The sequence below is a fragment of the Bacillus sp. RO2 genome (assembly GCF_012911845.1).
GTDB lineage: Bacteria > Bacillota > Bacilli > Bacillales > Bacillaceae_I > Sutcliffiella_A.
Genome location: NZ_JAAXCU010000040.1, coordinates 1 through 21,759 on the forward strand (window position 1 = coordinate 1; position 21,759 = coordinate 21,759).

A 21,759-nucleotide genomic window follows, 5' to 3' on the forward strand; every position below is an offset into this window, starting at 1 on the left:
CCTACACCCTTAGCAGGGGCGCCTCTTCAGCCACTTGAGTACTTCTCCATATGGCTCCACCAGTAGGATTCGAACCTACGACCCTTCGGTTAACAGCCGAATGCTCTACCGCTGAGCTATGGTGGAATAAAAACGGTACTAATTAAGTTCTTTCGTCGCAACCGACTGCTTTTATTTTAATAAGCTTGTACTTAAAAGTCAAGTTTTTTTGGAACAAAAATGATATATTATCATAATTGTCATCCAGCCGTTTTTTAAAACAGCGACTAGAATAATTTATCATATCTCACGGTTGCATGTCAACACGCGTTCCTAATTCTTTTAACTTCCCTCTACATTTTCCACATCTATACTTGTTTGTATTCACTCTTCTTACTCTTTTATATTGCAGGTGACAATTTACACATTCGTATATACGAAAAGTTTTTGGCTTGGATTCTTGTGTTTGGATTGGGGTACAGAATCTTGGTGCCCCCACTTTTTTCAATAATAAACGGAAATCAGCATCTCTGTGTTTGTAACCTTTACCTTGAATGTGCAGGTGGTAGTGACATAGTTCGTGTTTAATAATGCCTACTAGTTCGTCCATACCAAGTGCATCGTAATACTTTTTATTAATTTCAATGTTACTTGTGGAAGTGAGGTATCTTCCTCCCGTTGTTTTTAGGCGATGGTTAAAGGAGGCTTTGTGAAGGAAAGGTCTGTTGAAATACTTAAGTGAGATTTCTTCTATTAACTTCTGGAGATCTTTGTCTTCCATTTGTCCTCCTCCTTTCATTCGAACCCTCCCCATTATACTGCATAGTATAGGAAAAAATAAGTCATTTATGTTTGGCTGTTTTCTATAAGATTTTTACGAAACAGCCCCTCATTATGAGCCTTCAAGTACAAGGTTGAAGGAGGTAGTGAAGAGATGCCGTCTTGGTTTAGGAAGCAGATGCAACGCGCATACCTGGAGAAGGATCGATATCAGATAAAAATGTTGAATCAGTGCTGGTTTTTCTATCATAAAAAGAATAGCTAAAAATGAAATAATCTCGTTGATTGGAGCGGACGGCGCGCAGACGCACGCAGCCAAGCGAAGCGCCGGGAACGGAATTCAACGGTAGTTATGGCTTTCTTACATTTTAAGAAAACCCCCGATAGCCTGTTTATTGGCCGGTCGGGGGCTATTGTCTCTTTATACTTCTTGCTTTTCCGGTTGTAACATAGTCAAGGAAACTCTTCCTTTGTTTACTTCTACACCGTCGACCCAAACAGTGACTATATCACCGACAGAGACTACATCTAGTGGATGTTTCACAAATCGGTTGCTCAGCTTAGAAATATGGACTAGACCGTCTTGCTTCACTCCGATATCTACAAAGGCACCGAAGTCCACGACGTTTCGAACCGTTCCTTCTAATTCCATTCCTTTTTGCAGGTCTTCCATTTTTAAAACATCCTGCTTTAGAAGTGGTGTTGGCATATCATCACGCGGATCTCTTTCCGGCCTGATGAGAGAGTCAATGATGTCCTGAAGCGTGATAGGTCCGATGTTCAGATCTTCTGCTAATTTTTCGACATCTACATCTTTTAAAGCCTGCTGCAATTTTTCGGTCCCGATCTCTTTTTCAGATGTCCCGAGTTGCTTCAATAATTTTTTTACATCACTATACGTTTCAGGGTGGATGCCCGTTCTGTCTAATGGTTGCTTTCCGTCAATGATTCTTAAAAAGCCGATACATTGTTCATAGGTTTTTGCCCCTAGTCTTGGAATACCTTTGAGATCTGATCTGCTAGCAAACTTTCCTTCTTCCTCTCGCTTCTTCACTATATTATTGGCAACAGTCTTGGATAACCCTGCCACATATTGCAATAATGAGGAGGATGCCGTGTTTACATTTACCCCTACTTGGTTCACGACCGTTTCCACAACGAAATTCAAGGATTCCGCTAAACGTTTTTGCGCCACGTCATGTTGGTATTGACCGACTCCAACCGATTTCGGGTCTATTTTTACAAGCTCCGCCAACGGGTCTTGCAGTCTTCTGGCAATAGAGACGGCACTTCTTTCTTCTACTTGTAGGTCAGGGAATTCTTCTCTTGCCAAATCAGAGGCCGAGTACACACTTGCCCCTGCTTCATTAACAATCAAGTACGAGATGCTCTTCCCGCATTGTTGGATGACATCAGCGAGTAATTGCTCCGTCTCCCTAGATGCAGTCCCGTTTCCTATAGCCACTACTTCAATTTTGAATGTAGATAGTACGCCCAATAGCTTTTGGATAGACTCTTCTCGTTTCTTCTCCCCTGATGTATGCGGATAGATAACACTTATATGAAGGACTTTTCCTGTTTCGTCGACAACCGCAAGTTTACAGCCTGTTCGATATGCAGGGTCCACTCCTAGTACCACTCGTCCTTTAAGAGGTGGTTGAAGAAGTAGGTTTCTTAGGTTCTCTGAAAAAATATGGATAGCTTGTTCTTCTGCTTTTTCTGTTAGCTCTTTTCTGATTTCGCGCTCTATCGCAGGCTCAATCAATCGCTTATACCCATCCTCCACCGCTTCTTTTATAAGAGGTGTAGCAATGGATGATTCTCGTTTAATTACTTGGCGATTAAGGTATTCTACAATTCTTTCTGTCGGAGCAGCAATGGAGATTCGTAAGACTTCTTCTTTTTCTCCTCGATTTACTGCTAGAATTCGATGAGGAAGGATTCTTGAGATCGCTTCTTCATACTCATAATACATAGCAAAGACTTCTTTTTCGTCTTTTTCCGCTTTCTTAACCGCTGATACTACTTTGCCTTGCTTAAAAGTAACATCGCGGATATATTGACGATAAGTTGGTTCATCAGAAAAAGTTTCAGCAAGAATATCCTTTGCTCCTTCTAACACCTCTTCAACGGTAGTTACTTCTTTTTCCTCAGAGAGAAAATCTGCAGCTTTTTCCTCAAGTGATGGAGAGGATGGGAACGTGAGGAGCCATTCTGCATAAGGTTCCAACCCTTTTTCTTTTGCAACTGTCGCTTTCGTGCGGCGTTTTTGTTTGTATGGTCGGTAGAGGTCCTCTACTTGTTGTAGTTTGGTTGATTTTAAGATGCTGACTTTTAGTTCGGGCGTGAGTTTCCCTTGTTCCTCGATCAGACGGGTAACTTCTTCTTTTCTATTTTCAAGGTTTTGTATGTATTGCCATTTTTCCATGACAGCTCTAATTTGTACTTCGTCTAGTGAGCCGGTTTGTTCTTTTCGGTATCTGGCGATAAAAGGAACGGTGTTGCCTTCTTCTAAAAGTGCAATTACTTTTTTCGCTTGTCCTTTTGTCACTTCTACATCTTTCACTAATAGGTTGACCAATTGCTCGTTTTTATCGTTCCATTCCAATTTTGTAGCCTCCCAACATATTAACCCATCTTCTATTTTAGCAAATTATTCGGACAAAGAAAAAAGACTAACATGGAAATGTCAGTCCTGAACTTTGAAAGTTGCGGCAAGCCTGAGGCCACTGGAAAATCTTTGATTTTAGAATTTTTTTAAACACCGCTGTTGATTTCCGCAAATGGCTTCGCTTTCCTAGGGGCGCTGCTGGAGCCTCCTCGGCTACGCCTGCGGGGTCTCCACCTAGCGCTATCTCCCTTAGGAGTCTTCGCCTTTTGCTCCAATCACCAGCTAGGAATCATTGAAAACTTTACGTTATCAGTTTTTCAGTGACCTCGAAAGAACGCGGTGTTTTTGCGACTTCCAGCACAATCAACTTAGTTTTTAAAAATAGTTAAGTTTTCGTTCTCCCTAGTGGATTTCTCCTGAGATGATGGTGACATCGTCCATGCCGTTGCTTGTGAACATCGCTGCGATTTCTAGCAGGGATGTAGCGGATGGGATGTCTTTGATGTACTTTTTTACAGACGGTATATTTAATCCATCAGAGTAGATGAAAAACTTCATATTGGAACTGTAGGGAAAACGATGGGTTTTAAGAGTTTGAGGTCTCCCAGATAAGTAGCCTTTGACTGGAAGTGGGTAAATTAGCTTTTCTGTCGGAGGATATAGGAAAAATCGAATATTCCCTACACAGCTGTACACAACTTCTCGCTGGGCATAGTTGACTTTCAGCACAGAAACTGCTGCCCCACGCTTATTCCTCATCGCTTCATTACAAGCTTTCATGATAACCGAAACGTCTTCTGTTTCATGGTCTTTGGCAGCGGAAATAACTGCTTGAGATGCGTCGTGGGCATATTCTCCGCTACCTAAACCATCTGCTACTACACATAAAAAGTAGTCATCTGTTGTACTTACATAGTAGCTGTCCCCACAGAAATACATTCCGTTTTTCGCATTCTGGTAGGCATTCACGTTCGCTCTTTCATGTTTGAACTGTTCGATCATGAAAAAATCTCCGTGTTTGCATTATCTTCCAAAAACGCTTGCTTGAGCTTGGTTAGCGCTTTACGTTGCAGCCTTGAGACATGCATTTGCGAAATACCCAACTTTTCCCCTGTTTCTTTCTGACTCATATTCTTAAAAAATGTGCAATCGATAATCTGTTTTTCTCTTTCTGAAAGCACATGGAATATTTTTTGCAGTAGAAGCTGCTGATCCACCTGATCGAATCCAGCATCCTGGTTTCCTACGATGTCCAGGATGGTTACTGTACTTCCATCAGAGTCAGCCTCGATGGCATTATCAACAGACAGAGCTTGATAGTTCTGGCTCATCTCCATCGCTTCCAATACTTCTTCTTCGGTTACTTCCAAGTAATCAGCAATTTCAAAAACTTTTGGTGAACGTTGTAGTTCATTTGTCAGTTCTTCTACGGCAGATTTTATCTTTGGTCCGATTTCCTTTATTCTACGCGGAACATGGACGCTCCATGTTTTATCTCGAAGGAAACGTTTAATTTCCCCGATGATTGTCGGAACGGCAAATGCCTCAAAACTTCGGCCAAAACTTGCATCAAAACGCTTCATGGCTCCAAGCAAACCGATCATCCCTACTTGGGAAAGGTCTTCGTGAAAGGCTTTGCCTCTCGAATATTTACGAGCGATGGATTCAACAAGTGCAGTATAATGCTCTACTAATTGCAACTGCGATACTTCACAACCATCTTGTTGGTACCGCTCTAATAGCATATTAACATCCAGCTTACTGGACGGAGATTGATTCTGCATCCCTTTCCACCTGCTCTCCTTGTACATACTTTGTCATGAAGACCGTAACGCCTTGATTGCTGTGCACCTTCACATCATCCATCAGCGTTTGGATTAAGAATAATCCTAACCCTCCTTCTGGCAAAGTTTCTACTGGTTGCGACTCGGTGTATGGACCTAATTCTTCCCTTACTTTGTCAAAATCAAAGCTTTGTCCATTATCAGCTACCACTAACTCAAGTCGGTCTTTATAAATACCAAATCCGATTCGAATATTTCCTTTTTCATCTTGCTTATAAGCATGCTCTACCGCATTGGTACACGCTTCACTTAATGCAATTTTAATATCTTCAATTTCATCGTATGAGAAGCCCATACGATTCGCAATTCCAGATAAAGTAAGACGGATAACTCCTACATACTCCGCTTTTGCCGGAAAAGCCATTTCTATATAGTCATAAGCCCGGTTCATTGTTCCCCCACCTTTAAGTGAACTTATTTAACGGCTGCTAAAAGAGCCTATTTAATTTCCATGATTCCTGCTAAACCAGTAATATCAAACAATCTCTTTAAACGATCCGATAAACCTACTAGACGAAAGACACCGTTGTTTGCTTTTACGGTTTTAAAGAAACCTACAAACATCCCTAAGCCTGTGCTGTCCATATAATTAACATTCGATAAATCAAATACTAGTTCTCCAGTAAATCCTTCTAATAGAGGGGCGACCTTTTCCTTTACCTTCGGAGCAGTATAGGCGTCTATTTCCCCTTCCAGGACGACAAGCGTCTGATTTAAATCTTCTTTTATTTGAATGTCCATATTCATTCTTTCGTCACCTCAAACATGAATTAGAATTCCACTTTTAGGTCATCCCAATACTAAATACCCGCTTCTCAAACTTTTAAACCTTTCTTTTTAAAATAATTAAGGTAAAGTCATCTCTAAGCTGAAAGTCCTGGATTTTCTCCAGATCCCTGTATACAAGCTCGACAATGGCCTGAGGGGGTAAGTCAATATAAGACCGTATTAAATCTATTATTTTATCAACCTCGATAAATCCTTCTTCTGTACGGCATTCTGTTACTCCATCTGAGAAGAGGATCACCATATCATCAACTTCAATTCTTTTTTCATACTGTTGATAGGTTGCAAGTCTGTCAATACCAAGAACAAGCCCTCTGGCATCCAGCTCATAAAATTCATTTTTCTTCGCATCAAAATACAACGGTGGTTCGTGCCCCGCAGAAGAGAATGAGAAGAGATGTTTGTGAAGGTCATACATCCCGTAGAACATCGTGATGAACATGCTGGCATCCACATTTTGTTCCACCACTCTATTTAAGTTCCCAAGCACATAGCTTGGAGCAACTCTAGTATCTGGTAAACTATCCATTGCGTATTTGATCATACTCATACACATCGCAGCCGGAATGCCTTTACCGATTACATCCGCTATAGCCACACTGAACGAATCTTTCTCGTTATGGACAAAGTGGTAATAGTCTCCGCTCATATGTTTAGCAGGTACACTGATCGCACCAATCTCTACTGAGTCCGTTTCAGGAATCTTTGTTTCGAGAAGCGTTTGTTGGACATTTGCTGCAATTTCAATCTCCGTCTGAATTTCCTGTTGTCGGTGGCGCAGGCTTTGGTGTTCCCTGTAAGCAATCCCATAGCCTATCATCACTTCAAGTAAAAAATCCAAGGAATGCAATATATTGTCCGGGATGTCCGGAGAAAGATCTTGCAACATAGACTTATGCACACTGATGATTTCTTCAGGTGAAATTTTCTCCCCTAGCAATCTGCGACTGAACTCCTGCCCTTTATAGAGCGCCTCCTCGGACTGGCGGTTTAAATAGGCTGAGAGTATCTCTTTATATTCTGATTCAAGTTTTTCGTAATTCATGGGTTATCCCCCTTCCTAGCGAACCCACTTTACGGCATGAATCGTCGTTCCTTCTCCAGAAGTCGAATCGATTTGAAACGAGTCCATTAACCGCTTAACTCCAGGTAATCCGGCTCCTAGGCCTCCTGATGTCGAATAACCATCCTCCATCACCTGTCGGATGTCGGAAATTCCCGGCCCATCATCTGTGGCTATCACTTTTAGACCTATTTTTCCATATTCATCCATTTCTTCTACACAAATTTGACCTGTACCTGCATACAAATAAATATTTCGTGCCAACTCCGAAATTGCGGTAGTTATCCTCGCTTGGTCTACCGTTCCGAAACCCAGATCTTTGGCAACATTCCTACCCATTTGTCGGGCAGCTACGATGTCCCATTCGTTTCTTATTTTTACACAGGATTGGACAGTCATCATTTACTCCCCCAGTTCCTGTTGTAATTTCTCTAGACCCTTTTCTAAATCTAATGCCGTGAACACTTCATCCAACTGGATTCCAAGTTCAACTAAAGTGATGGCTACAGCAGGTTGAATACCTGTAAGAACGACTTGCGCTCCCATAAGTTTTGACATGCTGATGACATCTCCAAGCACTTTTGCAATAAATGAATCAATCATATCAACGGAGGTCAAGTCAATGACGACTCCATTTGCACCTGTTTCATGTATTCTGTTTAGAAGATCTTCTTGAAATTGCAACGCAGTTTGATCATCTAATTCCCATTGGATAGATATTAAAAGGCAATTGTGAAGCTTTAGAATAGGTATTCTCACTCTTTATCCCCCACAGTCACAATTTGTCTGTTTGTCATTTCAAGCGCTGTTTCAATCCCTTTTTTCAGGGAATTCTTCGTAATAATTTGGTCTAGATTAATTCCCAAATTGACAATTGTTTGGGCAATTTCAGGGCGAATGCCAACCAACAAGCATTTCGCACCGACTAGTCGAACCGCTTCTGCAGCCTGAATAATATGATGAGCTACCATGGTATCGACAACAGGTACACCTGTAATATCAATAAGGACCACTTCCGCACGGTGTTTGACCACACCTTGAAGGAGGTTTTCCATAATCTGTCTTGCACGTTCTGTGTCAATAGTTCCTACTAGCGGCATGACAGAGATCTTGTCAAATACCGGGATAAGAGGCGCAGCTAATTCTTGCAACGCAATTTTTTGCATGGAAACCGTGTGCTCCCAAGAACCTGTATACGATTTTAAAATTTCATTACCTACCGGACGAAGCCATTGATCAAAATCGTAAATTAAAGAGACTTTACGGCTGTCATCGACATGATTTGTCATTCCTTCATATACGATTTTTCCAAAAAGCGATAAGCCTTCTGTTACATATATTAGTGGCCAGCCAAAACGAACAATTTTCTCAGCAAAGTCCGTCAACACATTCGATAGGTCATCGGAGTTTTTGCTAATATTGTTCAAAAGCAAATTGATGTATTCACGGCTTGTACTTAAATAGACTTTTTCAGAGATAGCTTTTAACTCTTTCTTTTCGCCGATCTCGTCCATTCCTTCGATCCACTGATTAAAGATTGATTCGCGATTTTCCTCAATATACTTAATTATCTCTTGATTCATTATCCCGGCTCCTTTATTCGGTAATAGATATATTTAAAAATTGAAGTAATTATAGCTATACTATTACCACTATAAATTTTTATCATTTTAAAAGTCAAATATGATTAGTCCCATTTAACCCATTATTGTGGTTTATTTACCTATTTTTGGTGGTACCTTTGTAGGAAAGGTACATAATTTGGCCAAAACCGCTGTTGATTTCCGCAAATGGCTAGGGTTCTAATCTTACCGAAGCAAAATAAAAAAGCTACTCACGCGCTTGTGAATAGCTTCTTATCGATAAAACGGATTCAACATATTAAAAGTCAATAAGTCCTAAGCTTATTTGAAGCGCCTCATCCACTTTGTCCATCATCTCTTCGTCAAGATGAGTAATTTTGTCCGTTAATCTTTGTTTATCAATTGTTCGAATTTGTTCGAGCAAAATAACAGAGTCACGTTCAAAACCGTAACGCTTCGCATCAATTTCTACATGTGTTGGGAGTTTGGCTTTTTGGATTTGAGCAGTAATGGCAGCTACTATAACGGTCGGGCTAAATCGATTTCCGATATCATTTTGGATGACAAGTACTGGTCGAACGCCTCCTTGCTCAGACCCAACAACCGGGGATAAATCAGCAAAATAAACGTCACCGCGTTTGACAATCAAATGATTACCCCCCGCTAACTAAGCGTTCAACCGTATGCTCCGCCTCATATTCAGCCAAGAAAGCTTCAGATGCAATGTTTAGATTGATTTTAGACATTTCCATGTAGCCACGTCTCATGGACTCGCGAATCTGACGCTTTTTGCGCTCGCGAAGATACATCTTTGTTGCTTGAAAAATTAATTCATTTCGATTGCCGTTTTCTTGTTTTACCAAACCATCTAATTCCGACACTAAGTTTTGAGGTAATCGAATCAAGATTTCAGTTGTTGCGCTGGATTCAGACACAGCATACACCTCCAAGAACTACAGACACATAATACTATTCCATATTCCATAATACCATCATTGCTGTTAATTGCAAAGTCCATTTAGCGAATTCTTCTCTATTATCACTATATCATCCATTTTTTATGCAGAAAATTACCATTTACTATTCTAATGGTTTGTCTTGCAAATAGTTTCTCACTTCCATTATACTCCCATTGCGCCAAAACATGCGGGGTACACGGTAACTGATCATACACGGCACCTCGTAGTTAATGGTATCAAGCTTTGCCGCGACATCGTTGGAGCTGATCTTCTTCCCGTCCTGTTCGCCTATAAGTGTCACTTTGGTACCAATTGGAAGTTCATGAGGCAATTTAATCATAAATTGATCCATGCAGATCCTTCCAACAATTGGAGCGAGTTTCCCGTCTACAAGAATGTTCATTCCTTGCAATTTTCTGATCCAACCGTCTGCATAGCCAACAGGCACCGTTCCAATCCACTCTTCTTCTTTTGTAGTGTAGGTGGCTCCATAGCTGACGCTTTCGCCAATTGATAATTTTTTGACATGCACGAGTTTGGTATGCAAGGAAAAGGCCTCTTTTAAGGGAAAAGGTAACTCTGGTTCCATTTCCGGTGATGGCGTTAATCCATACATAGCAATCCCTACGCGCACCGCATTGAAGATCCTCTTTGGAAATCTCAGCGTTGTAGCACTGTTGCCGCAATGGATCATCGGAATGGCGTGTTGGTTTGTTATATGGTTCAGTAATGTGTGAAACCTCTCAAACTGTCGTTCCACATAATCTGATTGCAACTCATCCGCGGTAGCAAAGTGTGTGTAAATCCCTTCCATTTGCAGGTTTGGGGCTTTTTCAATCAACTCTACTATTTGCGTTACTTCTTCTTGTGTTCTCGCACCAATTCTTCCCATGCCAGTATCGAGTTTCAAATGCAGTTTCACTACTGCACTGCCGTGATAGGCAACACTAGCTTCCTCTATCCATTCTTGACGGAAAACCGTGAGCGTAATGTTTTCCTTAGCAGCAAGCGGGAGATCAGAAACCCTTGAAGCACCAAGCACAAGGATTGGTGCTGTTATTCCTTGCTGCCTTAAAGACATGGCCTCGTCCAAAAAGGATACAGCAAGATACTTCGCACCCGCTTCCAAAGCGACATTGGCAACTTGAGCATCTCCATGCCCATAAGCATTCGCCTTAACGACCGCAATCACCGTGACATCCTTTGTCACATGCTCCTGTATGGCTTGCACATTCTCATAAATACAATCCAAATCTACCTCAACCCACGTATCCCTATGAAAGCTCGACATCTACCTAAGCACTTCCTTTACCAATCTACAACCTCAAATTAATATGTTCCTATCATAACGAAAAAATCCCCGAAAGTCATGTGAAGAAGGGCCCCTTCGACATGAAGAGCGAAAATCCTGTGGGGGTCTGACCCCTTTTCGCAAAAAAATACAGGCCCGTCTGCAACGGGCCTGCTAGGTTGTTGTTTGGTTATTTGATGGCTGCGCCTTGGACGGAGCGGGCGACCATGAGCATTTCTTCTTGGGTGAGGTCTTTGGATGCAAGGGTGAAGTCCACGCCTTGGTAGGTCCATGTTAAGCTGTTTTCTGTCATCGCGCCGACTGTGAAGCCTAGGTCAGCTGGGTTACCGTTGACAAGTTGCGATGTCGGCACTTCCGAGTTACGCGCTTTCTCTTGGATCAACGTGAAGGTCTTCGTGCCTTCATATGTCATGACGACACGTTTTCCATTAGCGGTTTCCACTACTGTTTCTTCTTTAAGGTCTGTACCTGCAGGCGTATCAAGCGGCGTCATGGCGGAAAACTCATCCGACTCTTCTGTAACAGGTCCAGATGCAGGGAGCTCCAAGCTTGCACGAGCACCAGTCATGTTCTTTTTCACATCAAATGCATCAGCGTCAAAGCTTGCATCAAATTTGAAATCAGAGAACTCTACAAGCACAAGTGGCTTTTTATCAGGATCCATCACTTTTACGGAAACTGGTGACAAATCTTTTTTGCTCAATGTAATTTCCTGTGTCGGAAGGAGCTTATTATTTTGGTAGTTCGTTTTCGTTTCGAATACATAATGTTCTTCTGTCGCAGTGAACGTTGCTTCCGGGTCATTCTTGATGTCATTTACAAGTGATTCAAACAGATAGGCTTGGCTGCTGTTTTGCGGCCATTCGCTGTGGAAACGGAAGCTTTTGTTCAGCGCCGGCGTCAAAACGAATACACCCTCATCATTCCGGATGATGATCTGACTTTGATCCTTTTCCGCATTTTTCAAATTCACTTTGTAATAGTTCGGTTTGTTATGCCCGATTTGCACCTCGTACACTTGTGGTTCCGCACCAGTTTGAAGGGTCATTTTCGCATTCGATTCGTACCCTTTCATCTCTTCAACTTTCGCACTAAGAGAAGCTGTTACATCTTCTTTCGATTTTGTACCGCACCCTGCGAGAACAAGGATACTCACAAGGCCAACCACTACCAATAGCCATGCTTTTCTCAAATTATTCATCCCCTTTGCCTTCATTACATGATTATCTTAGAGAAAAGTGAGAGTGCAGAGATACCGGACCATCCTTTATGACGCAGGTTGGCTGGAGCTCTACTTGTACACCTTGTCTCCTTTCTGAACTATGTATATGAGCAAGCTTTGGGGAATATGCAGACTAGCTTGACAAGCTTTCGATAATTACTTGCGCGATGGCGTATTGTTCACTATGAGATATGGACAGGTGAACATTACTTTCTGCCATGTGTGGCTCAGAAAAATACGGCCTCCCTTTTTCTGTAGACACAATTGTCATGTCTTGAAAACTTAATTCTTTCCCAATCCCGGTTCCTTTCGCTTTAGAAAAGGCCTCCTTTGCAGCAAAGCGACCTGCAAGGAATTCCACTTTTCGTTTCTCACTAAGCGTAAAAAATCTTTCTTTCTCTAGCGGTGTGAGGATACGGTCCACAAAGCTGGGCTGGCGATTCATCAATTTCTCTATGCGGGCAAGATCCACAATGTCTACTCCAGTTCCGATAATCATACTTTGACCAACCTCTTTCATATAGTAATGATATATTTTCTGATTCTCTTAAAAAGACTTTTCAGTGCCAACATGGTAATCTGAAAAGAGCCTATTTAAAGAAGAAAGGGTGAAGCGGATGTTCGTCCGAACGGAAAACTTTCGTACTTTTAGAAGATTATATCCTATTATTACCACAATTGTTGCCATCCATCTTATTCTTTGGCTGGTTGTCCAATTCTCTTCAACCGTTCTTAATCTCACAATCGGATTCAATTTGCTTATATGGCAAGGAGAGTGGTGGCGGCTAGTTACTCCTATTTTTCTACACGCCAGTCTGACTCACTTCTTATTTAACTCCCTGTCGCTCGTCCTGTTCGGACCTGCCGTAGAGCGGATGCTAGGAAAAGTGAAATTCATCATTTTTTATTTACTTGGTGGAATTATAGCCAACGTCGCCACCCTACTATTAAAACCTGACCTGTACAATCATCTTGGAGCTTCTGGTGCCATCTTTGCGATTTTCGGCCTCTATTTTTATATGGTGTTCCTGCGACCAGACCTATTGGATCGAGCAAATTCCCAAGTTATCTTAACCATTCTAGGAATCGGGCTTGTAATGACCTTCCTGAACTCCAATATAAATGTGATTGCCCACTTATTCGGATTCTTGGCCGGTACCGTTTTAGCACCTTTCTTCTTAGGAAGAGGGGCCGCTACATCACCAAGATCGTTACGCGCTATATTTCCTAACATCGGCAGACCCAGCGCACCGAGGAGCGGAAAGCAAAACATTTTTTGGATTGTGTTAGTCGTATTAGTGCTGATTGGGATACTTTCACGGTTTATGTAACTCTATTTCCAAAAACAAAAGCAAGGGTTGTCACATCACATGACATCTCCTTGCTTTTTTGCATAAGAATACCACTCATAGATCCGTTCCCCATCATCCTGCTCCACGTCCACCACTTGAAAGTTCTTCCCTCCAAGTCCAGTTTTAATGGCAGCTTTAATCGTAAACAGCTTTCTTTTCCCTTGAAAGAAAGATTCTCTCAGTTCAAAAGACTGAATCCTTTTTTTACGGACGAGAACAGTATTTTTACTAAGATGGCGGTAAGAAAGTTGCAATTGCTCCTTGCCAACAGCCCACCCCGCCGTTTTATATTGGCTGTATCCTAATAAACCGCCAATCACTACAGAAAGAAAGGCAACATATCCATATGGCTGAAAAAAATAGGCAATTGGAACAGAAAGTAGTAATGCCGGCACCATCAGGCGGACAAGATAGCGAATCATCGACCTCTTTGGAAGACCGTGAACACTTTTTGTAAGCATGTACGAAGGGACGAACGCCTTCAAGTGTGCTTCCACATCAGAGACCTTCAACAACGGAAAAAGAATCGTGGAAAAATCAGATTCCTTTCCTCCCGAGCTTCCTGCACTCTCCACATAAACGGTGGCGTAGCCGAAAGGTTGTCTTAAGAGGTTTTGTGAAATTCTTATCGCCTGTATTCTTTTCAGAGAAATCGTTAATTGCCGCTTTTCAATAATCCCTCTGGAGATCAGCAGCTCATCGTCATCTTTAACAACAGTGAAGTTACCGTATTTAAACATGGTCATCACAATAGAAATTAGCCAAGACAGAAACAATACCACAAAAACGATGGAAGCAATCAAGTACACACTCGTTTGCAAGACCATCCCGAAACGGTCGATGATATCCTCATATGGAACAAACTGATCGAATTGGGAAGTAAACGCGATGACTGCTGACAGCACAACACCAATCCCCCCTGAAGTAGTTCCCAAAATAAAGAGTGTTTTCCAGGATGCTTTATATGTCGGCTTTTCAACAGGCGCCACGCTTGGTTCTTGCTGAACAGGCAGCTTTGGTCCATATACATCAGCGTTTTCGCGCACTGCTTCCGCTTTATTTTTGTAATACAATAAAGACTCCCTCAGTCTGCTTGCCTCTTCCTTTGTCACAGCAGTCAAACTTGCTTCGGCTTCTGCTCCCCCACCAGCTGTTTCAATTTGCACTTTTACTAGACCGAAGAACCGTTGCACAAGCCCTTCCGAAGTATCCAAAGTCTGAATTCTCTCTTGCGGAATGAAACGACGCTTTCTCACAAAAACACCATATTCCATCCGGAGCTCTCCGTCTTCTATCCAATAATAAAATCGATACCAAGAAACCACACCGATTGCGATTAACCCCGCGAACCACAAAATCATTACAGCTATGTAAATAATCCCGAAAAAGCCTTCTCCAGAACTGCTTCCAAAAAATACGAAAATAATAATTGGAAACAATAGTTCACGCAGTTGTTTGAAAAAAGCTACAACAATGGCGGCAGGATGCATCCTCTTTTTTTCAGACATCATCTTCTGTCACCCTTGCCAGCCTTGATATGTAATCCCTGACCTGGTCTGCCTGCTCTTCATCAAGAGCCGGTATTTCATGAATGGTCGCCGCTGTTGAAATGAGAACGGTTGAGAGATGAAATTTTTTTAAAATTGGGCCCTGACGCGTATCTACATGCTGCACACGAACCATCGGCACCAAGGTTCTTTTTTTGATAAAAATACCATGTTGCAAATCAATTTCATGTTCATGTACTTCAAATCGCCAACGCTTCCATTGCATCGCTGGGAAAATAACGACAGTAAATAAGAAAATGAGTACAACAAGCGCTCCCGCTATCAGCAGTGTCCACCAAGGGAATTCGAAGGAACGTTGTATAAACCAAAATCCCACAAATAGCAGGACGTAAAATAAGGAATTCAACGCGGCGGAGATCCTCCATACCGACAATGCTTTTCTATCTATCATCTGTTTAGGCTCCGGCCTCATTTGCTCTCCCTCCACTTCGTGTTCTAGTTGTCGCTTTACCTAGTATACTATGGATGTCCTCTGTTGGAAAATTCTATTTAATTTTGAAGGACGCTCCGTCGATAATTTCTATTTCAGCATAATTTTTCATCTCTTCCATCAGCTTAAAAAGTGCTTCATCCTTTTTCTTTGCCTCGATCATGCAATGGATCTCCGCCACACTTCCTTTAATAGGCTGAAGGAAATCCATAAACATTTTCGGATCCACATAATCAGCATGAGCACGAAAGTTTTTTTCGTCTCTTGGGCTAGATATATGCATCTTTACAGGTAGTGAAGAATGCTCCCAAGTCTGTATCACTCGTCCCCAATCTTTCTCCCATCCCTCTGCTTCCTCTTCAAAGTGGGCAAGGTGATGATGGTAATCAAAAACTAGTGGTACATTTAGTTTTTCACAAACATATAAAGCATCACGCAAGTGGAAAGTTGTATCATCATTTTCAAGTATCAGCATTTCCTGGATTGGTTGCGGTACAAGCGCAAAGTTATGAATAAATTGTTCAAGTGCCAGCTCCCTATCATCATACCCACCTCCAATATGGAGGACACACCGATGTTGTGTAGGTACACTCATTCCTTTTAAAAGAGAAAGGTGCATACTGAGCGTCTTGATGGTCTGGTTGATGATATCTTTGTTTTTAGAATTGAGCAGCACAAAATGATCGGGATGGAAATCTACCCGCATCGGGTTCGCTTCAATATAGTCACCTATTTCGGACAAGATATCTTTAAGCGGCCGCATGAACTTCCAGTCTTTCACTTCTTCATGGTTAGCGAGCGGAATTAGTTTGGAGCTGAACCGGAAAAATCGAATATCGTTTGCGACATTGTGCTTAAGCAGACGCAAACAATTTTCAAGGTTTTCAACTGATATGCGTTCAAGCTTTTCAATCGCCGCTTCCCGATCCTTAATTTTGCTGAACTGGGCATAGGTCATCGTTTTAGACGGGGAGGCGTTGGTAAGCTGTACGCTCATGGCGACATAGCCGAGTTTTACGATGGTCATGGGTGAGGGAACCTCCTTTTGGTTGAGAATTGGTTAGAGGTAGTATGCCCAAGTGTGGTGGGTTTTGTTCTTTTTTGGGGATTGGGTTGGGTGAGATGGTTAGGGTTAGAGGAATATATGGAAAATATATGGATTCTATTGGACAGTTTACTTGGTTTCTGTGGTCGTTCGGGCTTATAGAGCTTTTCTATTAGACACTTCACCCTGTTTTCTTCACCGTTCGGGCTTATAGAACCGTTCTATTAGACATTTCCCACGGTTTTCTTCACCGTTCGGGCTTATAGAACCGTTCTATTAGACATTTTCCACGGTTTTCTTCACCGTTCGGGCTTATAGAACCGTTCTATTAGACACTTCACCCTATTTTCTTCGCCGATAGGGCTTACAGAGCCGTTCTATTAGACATTTCCCACTGTTTTCTTCGCCGTTCGGGCTTATAGAGCGCCCTACTACCAAGCCCCACCCCACCACACAACAAAAAAGCCCGAAAACCAACCAGTAATCCCAGTCAGTTCTCGAGCATTCTTAAGTGAAAGTTAATTATACGCGCTCTTTACGAGAAGAACGTTTGTAGCCTTGGCGTTTTGCGTTTGCGTCTCTTGAACCAGATCCGCCACCTGGCTTGCCGCCACGGTTATCGGAGCGTTTGTTGTTCCAGCCGCCTTTACGGTCGCCGCTCTTTCCGCCACCACGGTTGCGGTCGCCACCACGGCCACCACCGCCGCCGCCTCTTCTTGAGTGCATTGGAGCTTCTTCAGTAAGACGGATTGGAGTTTCGTCCGGCTCTTTTGTGAACAATTTCAGAGCTGCAGATACAAGTGTTACTGCATCGTGCTCTTCTAATAATTGTTCTGCTGCATTGCGGTAGAAACCAAGGTTTTTCGCTTCAACAGCTTGCGTTAATTTTTCCATGGACATCTTTTGTTGGCCTTCTAGTGCTTCGTCTAGAGTTGGTGCCTTCATTTTGTCCATTTTACGTTTTGTTACACGTTCTACATGGTGCAAGTAGCTAACTTCACGAGGGCTAACGAATGTGATCGCCAATCCGCTTTTACCAGCACGACCTGTACGTCCAATACGGTGAACATAGCTTTCAGGGTCTTGTGGAATGTCGAAGTTGTATACATGTGTAACACCAGAGATATCTAGTCCACGAGCAGCTACGTCTGTTGCAACAAGTACATCGATGGAACCTTCTTTAAACTTGCGAAGTACGCTCATACGCTTCGCTTGAGAAAGGTCACCGTGGATTCCTTCTGCAGAATATCCACGCACGTTCAATGCGTCAGACAGCTCATCTACACGGCGCTTTGTACGACCGAAGATGATCGCAAGCTCTGGAGATTGAATGTCAAGAAGACGAGTCAAAGTATCGAACTTCTTCTTTTCCGGAACTTCCACGTAGTATTGTTGGATGTTGGAAACTGTTACTTCTTTCGCTTTTACCTTTACACTTACAGGCTCGCTCATGAAACGCTCAGCGATTGCACGGATAGGTGCAGGCATTGTAGCAGAGAAAAGTAATGTTTGTTTTTGTTCTGGTGTTTCAGCAAGGATTTTTTCGATATCCTCGATGAATCCCATGTTTAGCATTTCATCTGCCTCATCAAGAACAACCGTGTTCACATTTTGAAGACGAAGTGTCTTACGGTTGATATGGTCAAGTAGACGACCTGGTGTACCAACAACAATGTGAGGGTTCTTTTTCAATGAACGAATTTGTCTGCTGATGTCCTGTCCTCCGAATACGGAAAGAACACGAGCACGTTTATGATAAGAAGCTTTATAAATTTCTTCAGCAACCTGGATAGCTAATTCACGAGTCGGTGCGATAACGATACCTTGAATAGAGTCATTTTTCACATCAACATTTTCAAGCAATGGAAGACCGAATGCAATCGTTTTACCTGTACCTGTTTGAGCTTGACCGATAACATCTTTACCAGTTAACGCAACAGGAATTGTTTCAGATTGAATAGGGGTAGCCTCTTCAAACCCCATTCTGTCGATAGACTTCATAATATCTTCTGATAAACCTAAATCTTTAAATAACGCCAAATTATTCCTACTCCTTTATCTATACAAATTAATAAATTAGGCACGCGTCTGGGCGCTTGCCTAATCTTTATAAGTAGACATTATTAAACACATTACCTGTTATCATAACACTTTGGTCACTAAATAGCAATAAAGGTTAATGCCAACTTATAGGAGGTTACGCTTTCAATCGCGCTCCTCTAGCGAATAAATCGCCAAATTTTTTTTCTCTCCGTACCATTCTTAACAAATGCAGCACGCTTACTTCTAATTTTCTCATTTTAAGAACTTTGTATTCCTTTGAAAATGAAGATTTATTTGATCGCTTCAATAACCTCTTCTAGTTTCATGCCACGTGATCCTTTTACCATCACCACATCACCGGACTCTAAAATGGCCAGCAATTCACGTGTTAATTCCTGCTTGTTCATGAACGGTTTAACATGAGAAGCATTCATTACTTCTTGGGCACCTTTAGCAATCTCCATAGCAAGGGCACCGAATGTGAATACATAATCGACATTCTTCCCTTTTACATATTGGCCAACTTCATGGTGAAAGTTCTTTTCCATGTCACCTAGTTCCAGCATATCACCAAGCACCGCAATCTTTTTCCTATACCCATCCATGCTGCCCAACAAATCCAAAGCTGCTCTCACGGAAGTAGGGCTTGCATTATAGGCATCGTTGATCACTGTCCATCCACCAGATGTCTCCACCACTTCATTCCTCATTCCAGTGATAACAAGTTGCTCCAAGCCTTTTTTTCGGTTCTCTTCTGACACGCCGAATAACTCACCGACAATGATGGCAGCAAGGGCATTGGTCACATTGTGGGCACCAAGTACCGGGATAAAATACTCTGTTCCTTCTATTATAAAATGAGTGCCTCTGCCTTTTAAGGTAATGTCCTTTGCTTGATAGTCATTGGTAGACTTCAATCCAAATGGAATGACATTAGCGTTACCCCCAACTCTATCTGTCAAAAGCGGCTCATCCCCATTGATAATTAGCTTGCCGTCTTGCTTCAAGCCAGCTGCAATTTCAAGCTTTGCTTCGGCAATTCCTTCACGAGATCCCAAATCCTGCATATGGGACTCTCCGATATTGGTGATAACAGCAGCATCGGGCTTTGCAATGTTAGAAAGCAACTCGATTTCCCCTCGACCGCTCATCCCCATTTCCAACACAGCTACTTCCGTGTCCTCTTTCATGGAAAGTATCGTTAGGGGCAATCCGATATGATTGTTGTAGTTTCCTGCCGTCTTGTGCACGCGGAAGGTGGTCTCTAACACAGAAGTGACCATATCTTTGGTGGTTGTTTTCCCGTTGCTTCCGGTAATCCCCACAACCTTCATGCCAATTTCATTTCGATAACTGCTTGCTAGGTGCTGCAAAGCTTCGATAGTGTCGTCCACAACAATCAGGTTCAGGTCTGCTGGTGGTTCTGGTTGATCTTTTTGCCAGAAGGATGCGACGGCTCCTTTTTTCTCAATTGCATCACGGACAAATGCATGGCCGTTAAAATTCTCCCCGATAATCGGTATGTACAATTTGCCGCTCATATCCTCGCGTGTGTCTTTTGAAACGCCTTCCACGACGATGGCGCTGTATTCGGATGAGATCGGCTGCCCTTTAGCCATTTCTTGTATTTGTTTAAGTGTTCTTTTGATCATTTTGGGTTTCCCTCCTATTCTTTTTACACAGAGAAGGGGCTGACATCACGTGTTTTTGACCTTTTCTCGTGATGACCCAACCCCTGCCTGTTTATCTGTATATTGTGTGTTTCGTAACCTCCTGTATTTTTCCGTTCCAGGTGTTCGCTTATCCAGAGGACGGTGCTTGAGCCTCCTCACAACGCTTCAGGGGTCTCAACTAGCCGTTTCCCCCCGCAGGACAAGGAAAGCTCCGGCAGCGATTCATCGCACGAAGAAAATGCGTTAGCATTTTCGAGGAGTCTCTCACCTTACACTCCAATCTACAGGGAAAATCTGTTTATTTATTAAAATGTATGCTTAATCTTTTGTTTTTCTGCGTGGCGTTGTTGTGCGTATCCTACTAGTTTTTCGATTAGTTCTGGGTAGGAAACATCAGTATGCTGCCATAATAATGGGAACATGCTGAATGGAGTGAAACCTGGCATCGTGTTCACTTCATTGATGTACAGTTTACCCTCTTTTGTTAAAAAGAAATCTGCACGCACAAGTCCTGCTCCATCAATAGCTTTAAAAGCGGTGATTGCCATTTCTTTTACTTGCTCATAGATGTCATCACTGATCTCCGCAGGGATAATCATGGCTGTATCGCCATCTTCATACTTTGCTTTGTAGTCATAGAACTCTGTCTTAGGAGCAATTTCTCCTACAACAGAACATTCTGGCTCGTCGTTACCTAGGACACCAATCTCAATTTCACGAGCACCTTCTAAACCTTGTTCCACAATGATTTTGCGATCATAGTCAAATGCTTCGCGGAATGCTGCTTCCAGTTCTTCACGGTTTTTCGCTTTACTAATTCCGACACTTGACCCTAAGTTTGCAGGCTTAACAAAACATGGATACCCAAGCTCCGATTCTACCTTTTCATAAGTTGCATCTGCAGCCTTTTCCCACTCAGAGCGAAGGAAGTGTGCATAGCCGACTTGTGGAAGCCCTGCTTGGTCGAAAAGGTTTTTCATAATAACTTTATCCATTCCAGCAGATGATGCTAGTACACCGTTCCCTACATAAGGAAGATTTAAAAGTTCCAACATACCTTGAACTGTTCCATCTTCCCCGTTTGGACCGTGTAATAGAGGAAATACGACTGTTGGCGTTTCTTCCGATTCTTCTTCATTAGTCAATGCAAGTGGAGCGATGGTTGTTCCGCCACCTTCAAGCTTCAATTGGTGTACGCTTTCTGCCGGCCCATTTAACAGGCCTCCGCGTTTCCATTCCCCTAATTCCGTTATGTATAACGGATATACTTCAAACTTATCTGTATCTAAAGCCTTTGTAACAGCCAATGCTGTTTGTAAAGAAACTTGGTGTTCTGCTGATTTCCCGCCGTACAATAAATGCAATTTTGTTTTCATATTGCTTCCCCCTCAAAGAGATGATCTGTTTTATATTTTAGGTATTTTATACTTTATGTCCTTACTTCAATTATTTCATTATAGCACCTACATACAAGAATTCGAAACTGCTTCCTCCATTTAAGTAGGTGGA

23 protein-coding genes and 1 tRNA gene are annotated in these 21,759 nt (G+C 42.3%); 2 read left to right on the plus strand and 22 right to left on the minus strand.

Annotated features, from left to right (window positions below; genetic code table 11):
• Positions 1 to 51: 51 nt before the first annotated feature.
• Both HF078_RS09875 and HF078_RS09880 read right to left on the minus strand, forming a co-directional pair.
• Positions 52 to 126 (minus strand) — tRNA-Asn (locus HF078_RS09875).
• Positions 127 to 286: 160 nt separating this feature from the next.
• Positions 287 to 760 (minus strand): SprT family protein, encoded by a 474-nt coding sequence (locus HF078_RS09880; RefSeq protein WP_169291000.1) that lies wholly within the window; start codon positions 758 to 760, stop codon positions 287 to 289.
• 153 nt (positions 761 to 913) lie between these two features.
• Between HF078_RS09880 and cmpA the strand changes: the two genes are divergently transcribed.
• Positions 914 to 1,024 carry a cortex morphogenetic protein CmpA gene (gene cmpA / locus HF078_RS09885; protein WP_156317784.1) on the plus strand — a complete coding sequence of 37 codons (111 nt, stop codon included), beginning with the start codon at positions 914 to 916 and terminating at the stop codon, positions 1,022 to 1,024.
• Between the two features lie 156 nt (positions 1,025 to 1,180).
• Here the strand turns inward: cmpA and HF078_RS09890 are convergent, their stop codons facing one another.
• The 14 genes from HF078_RS09890 to acpS form a co-directional block, all read right to left on the minus strand.
• Entirely contained in the window at positions 1,181 to 3,367 is a 2,187-nt protein-coding gene (locus HF078_RS09890; protein ID WP_169291001.1) for a Tex family protein, read from the minus strand.
• Positions 3,368 to 3,772: 405 nt separating this feature from the next.
• Positions 3,773 to 4,372, minus strand: a complete 600-nt coding sequence (locus tag HF078_RS09895) for a PP2C family serine/threonine-protein phosphatase (RefSeq protein WP_169291002.1) — start codon at positions 4,370 to 4,372, stop codon at positions 3,773 to 3,775.
• On the minus strand, positions 4,369 to 5,154 hold the full coding sequence (sigB, locus tag HF078_RS09900) for an RNA polymerase sigma factor SigB (RefSeq protein WP_060666175.1): 786 nt from the start codon (positions 5,152 to 5,154) through the stop codon (positions 4,369 to 4,371). Before sigB ends, HF078_RS09895 begins: the two co-directional genes overlap by 4 nt.
• Positions 5,129 to 5,605, minus strand: a complete 477-nt coding sequence (gene rsbW / locus HF078_RS09905) for an anti-sigma B factor RsbW (protein WP_148989847.1) — start codon at positions 5,603 to 5,605, stop codon at positions 5,129 to 5,131. Before rsbW ends, sigB begins: the two co-directional genes overlap by 26 nt.
• A 47-nt stretch (positions 5,606 to 5,652) precedes the next feature.
• Positions 5,653 to 5,961 (minus strand): STAS domain-containing protein, encoded by a 309-nt coding sequence (locus tag HF078_RS09910; protein WP_169291003.1) that lies wholly within the window; start codon positions 5,959 to 5,961, stop codon positions 5,653 to 5,655.
• 76 nt (positions 5,962 to 6,037) lie between these two features.
• Positions 6,038 to 7,045: a PP2C family protein-serine/threonine phosphatase gene (locus tag HF078_RS09915; RefSeq protein ID WP_168864551.1), complete on the minus strand. Its 1,008-nt coding sequence runs from the start codon at positions 7,043 to 7,045 to the stop codon at positions 6,038 to 6,040.
• 15 nt (positions 7,046 to 7,060) lie between these two features.
• Positions 7,061 to 7,462, minus strand: a complete 402-nt coding sequence (locus HF078_RS09920) for an anti-sigma regulatory factor (RefSeq protein WP_169291035.1) — start codon at positions 7,460 to 7,462, stop codon at positions 7,061 to 7,063.
• Between the two features lie 3 nt (positions 7,463 to 7,465).
• A complete protein-coding gene (locus HF078_RS09925; protein ID WP_010195165.1) occupies positions 7,466 to 7,822 on the minus strand; it encodes an STAS domain-containing protein in 357 nt (118 codons plus the stop codon).
• A complete protein-coding gene (locus tag HF078_RS09930; RefSeq protein WP_169291004.1) occupies positions 7,819 to 8,646 on the minus strand; it encodes an RsbT co-antagonist protein RsbRA in 828 nt (275 codons plus the stop codon). The genes HF078_RS09925 and HF078_RS09930 overlap by 4 nt, the downstream gene beginning before the upstream one ends.
• A 298-nt stretch (positions 8,647 to 8,944) precedes the next feature.
• The gene (gene ndoA / locus HF078_RS09935) at positions 8,945 to 9,295 is read right to left on the minus strand and encodes a type II toxin-antitoxin system endoribonuclease NdoA (RefSeq protein WP_010195163.1); all 351 of its coding nucleotides are present in this window, start codon (positions 9,293 to 9,295) and stop codon (positions 8,945 to 8,947) included.
• Between the two features lie 4 nt (positions 9,296 to 9,299).
• Positions 9,300 to 9,581 carry a CopG family ribbon-helix-helix protein gene (locus HF078_RS09940; protein ID WP_010195162.1) on the minus strand — a complete coding sequence of 94 codons (282 nt, stop codon included), beginning with the start codon at positions 9,579 to 9,581 and terminating at the stop codon, positions 9,300 to 9,302.
• 145 nt (positions 9,582 to 9,726) lie between these two features.
• Positions 9,727 to 10,896, minus strand: coding sequence for an alanine racemase (gene alr / locus HF078_RS09945; RefSeq protein WP_169291005.1), 1,170 nt, complete (start codon positions 10,894 to 10,896; stop codon positions 9,727 to 9,729).
• A gap of 190 nt (positions 10,897 to 11,086) precedes the next feature.
• Positions 11,087 to 12,109 carry a LolA family protein gene (locus HF078_RS09950; RefSeq protein WP_205825309.1) on the minus strand — a complete coding sequence of 341 codons (1,023 nt, stop codon included), beginning with the start codon at positions 12,107 to 12,109 and terminating at the stop codon, positions 11,087 to 11,089.
• Between the two features lie 163 nt (positions 12,110 to 12,272).
• Positions 12,273 to 12,638: a holo-ACP synthase gene (gene acpS / locus HF078_RS09955; RefSeq protein ID WP_169291006.1), complete on the minus strand. Its 366-nt coding sequence runs from the start codon at positions 12,636 to 12,638 to the stop codon at positions 12,273 to 12,275.
• Between the two features lie 118 nt (positions 12,639 to 12,756).
• Here acpS and HF078_RS09960 point away from each other — a divergent pair, with 118 nt between their 5' ends.
• Positions 12,757 to 13,470, plus strand: coding sequence for a rhomboid family intramembrane serine protease (locus tag HF078_RS09960; protein ID WP_169291007.1), 714 nt, complete (start codon positions 12,757 to 12,759; stop codon positions 13,468 to 13,470).
• A gap of 35 nt (positions 13,471 to 13,505) precedes the next feature.
• Here the strand turns inward: HF078_RS09960 and HF078_RS09965 are convergent, their stop codons facing one another.
• The 6 genes from HF078_RS09965 to HF078_RS09990 form a co-directional block, all read right to left on the minus strand.
• The gene (locus HF078_RS09965; protein ID WP_169291008.1) at positions 13,506 to 15,002 is read right to left on the minus strand and encodes a PH domain-containing protein; all 1,497 of its coding nucleotides are present in this window, start codon (positions 15,000 to 15,002) and stop codon (positions 13,506 to 13,508) included.
• A complete protein-coding gene (locus HF078_RS09970; protein WP_169291009.1) occupies positions 14,992 to 15,471 on the minus strand; it encodes a PH domain-containing protein in 480 nt (159 codons plus the stop codon). The genes HF078_RS09965 and HF078_RS09970 overlap by 11 nt, the downstream gene beginning before the upstream one ends.
• Positions 15,472 to 15,544: 73 nt before the next feature.
• Positions 15,545 to 16,516 carry a UV DNA damage repair endonuclease UvsE gene (uvsE, locus tag HF078_RS09975; protein WP_169291010.1) on the minus strand — a complete coding sequence of 324 codons (972 nt, stop codon included), beginning with the start codon at positions 16,514 to 16,516 and terminating at the stop codon, positions 15,545 to 15,547.
• A 540-nt stretch (positions 16,517 to 17,056) separates the two neighbouring features.
• Positions 17,057 to 18,574 carry a degradosome RNA helicase CshA gene (gene cshA, locus HF078_RS09980; protein ID WP_169291011.1) on the minus strand — a complete coding sequence of 506 codons (1,518 nt, stop codon included), beginning with the start codon at positions 18,572 to 18,574 and terminating at the stop codon, positions 17,057 to 17,059.
• Positions 18,575 to 18,867: 293 nt separating this feature from the next.
• Complete coding sequence (locus HF078_RS09985) at positions 18,868 to 20,229, minus strand: UDP-N-acetylmuramoyl-tripeptide--D-alanyl-D-alanine ligase (RefSeq protein WP_169291012.1); 1,362 nt, start codon at positions 20,227 to 20,229, stop codon at positions 18,868 to 18,870.
• Positions 20,230 to 20,555: 326 nt separating this feature from the next.
• On the minus strand, positions 20,556 to 21,626 hold the full coding sequence (locus HF078_RS09990; RefSeq protein WP_169291013.1) for a D-alanine--D-alanine ligase: 1,071 nt from the start codon (positions 21,624 to 21,626) through the stop codon (positions 20,556 to 20,558).
• Between the last annotated feature and the right edge of the window lie 133 nt (positions 21,627 to 21,759).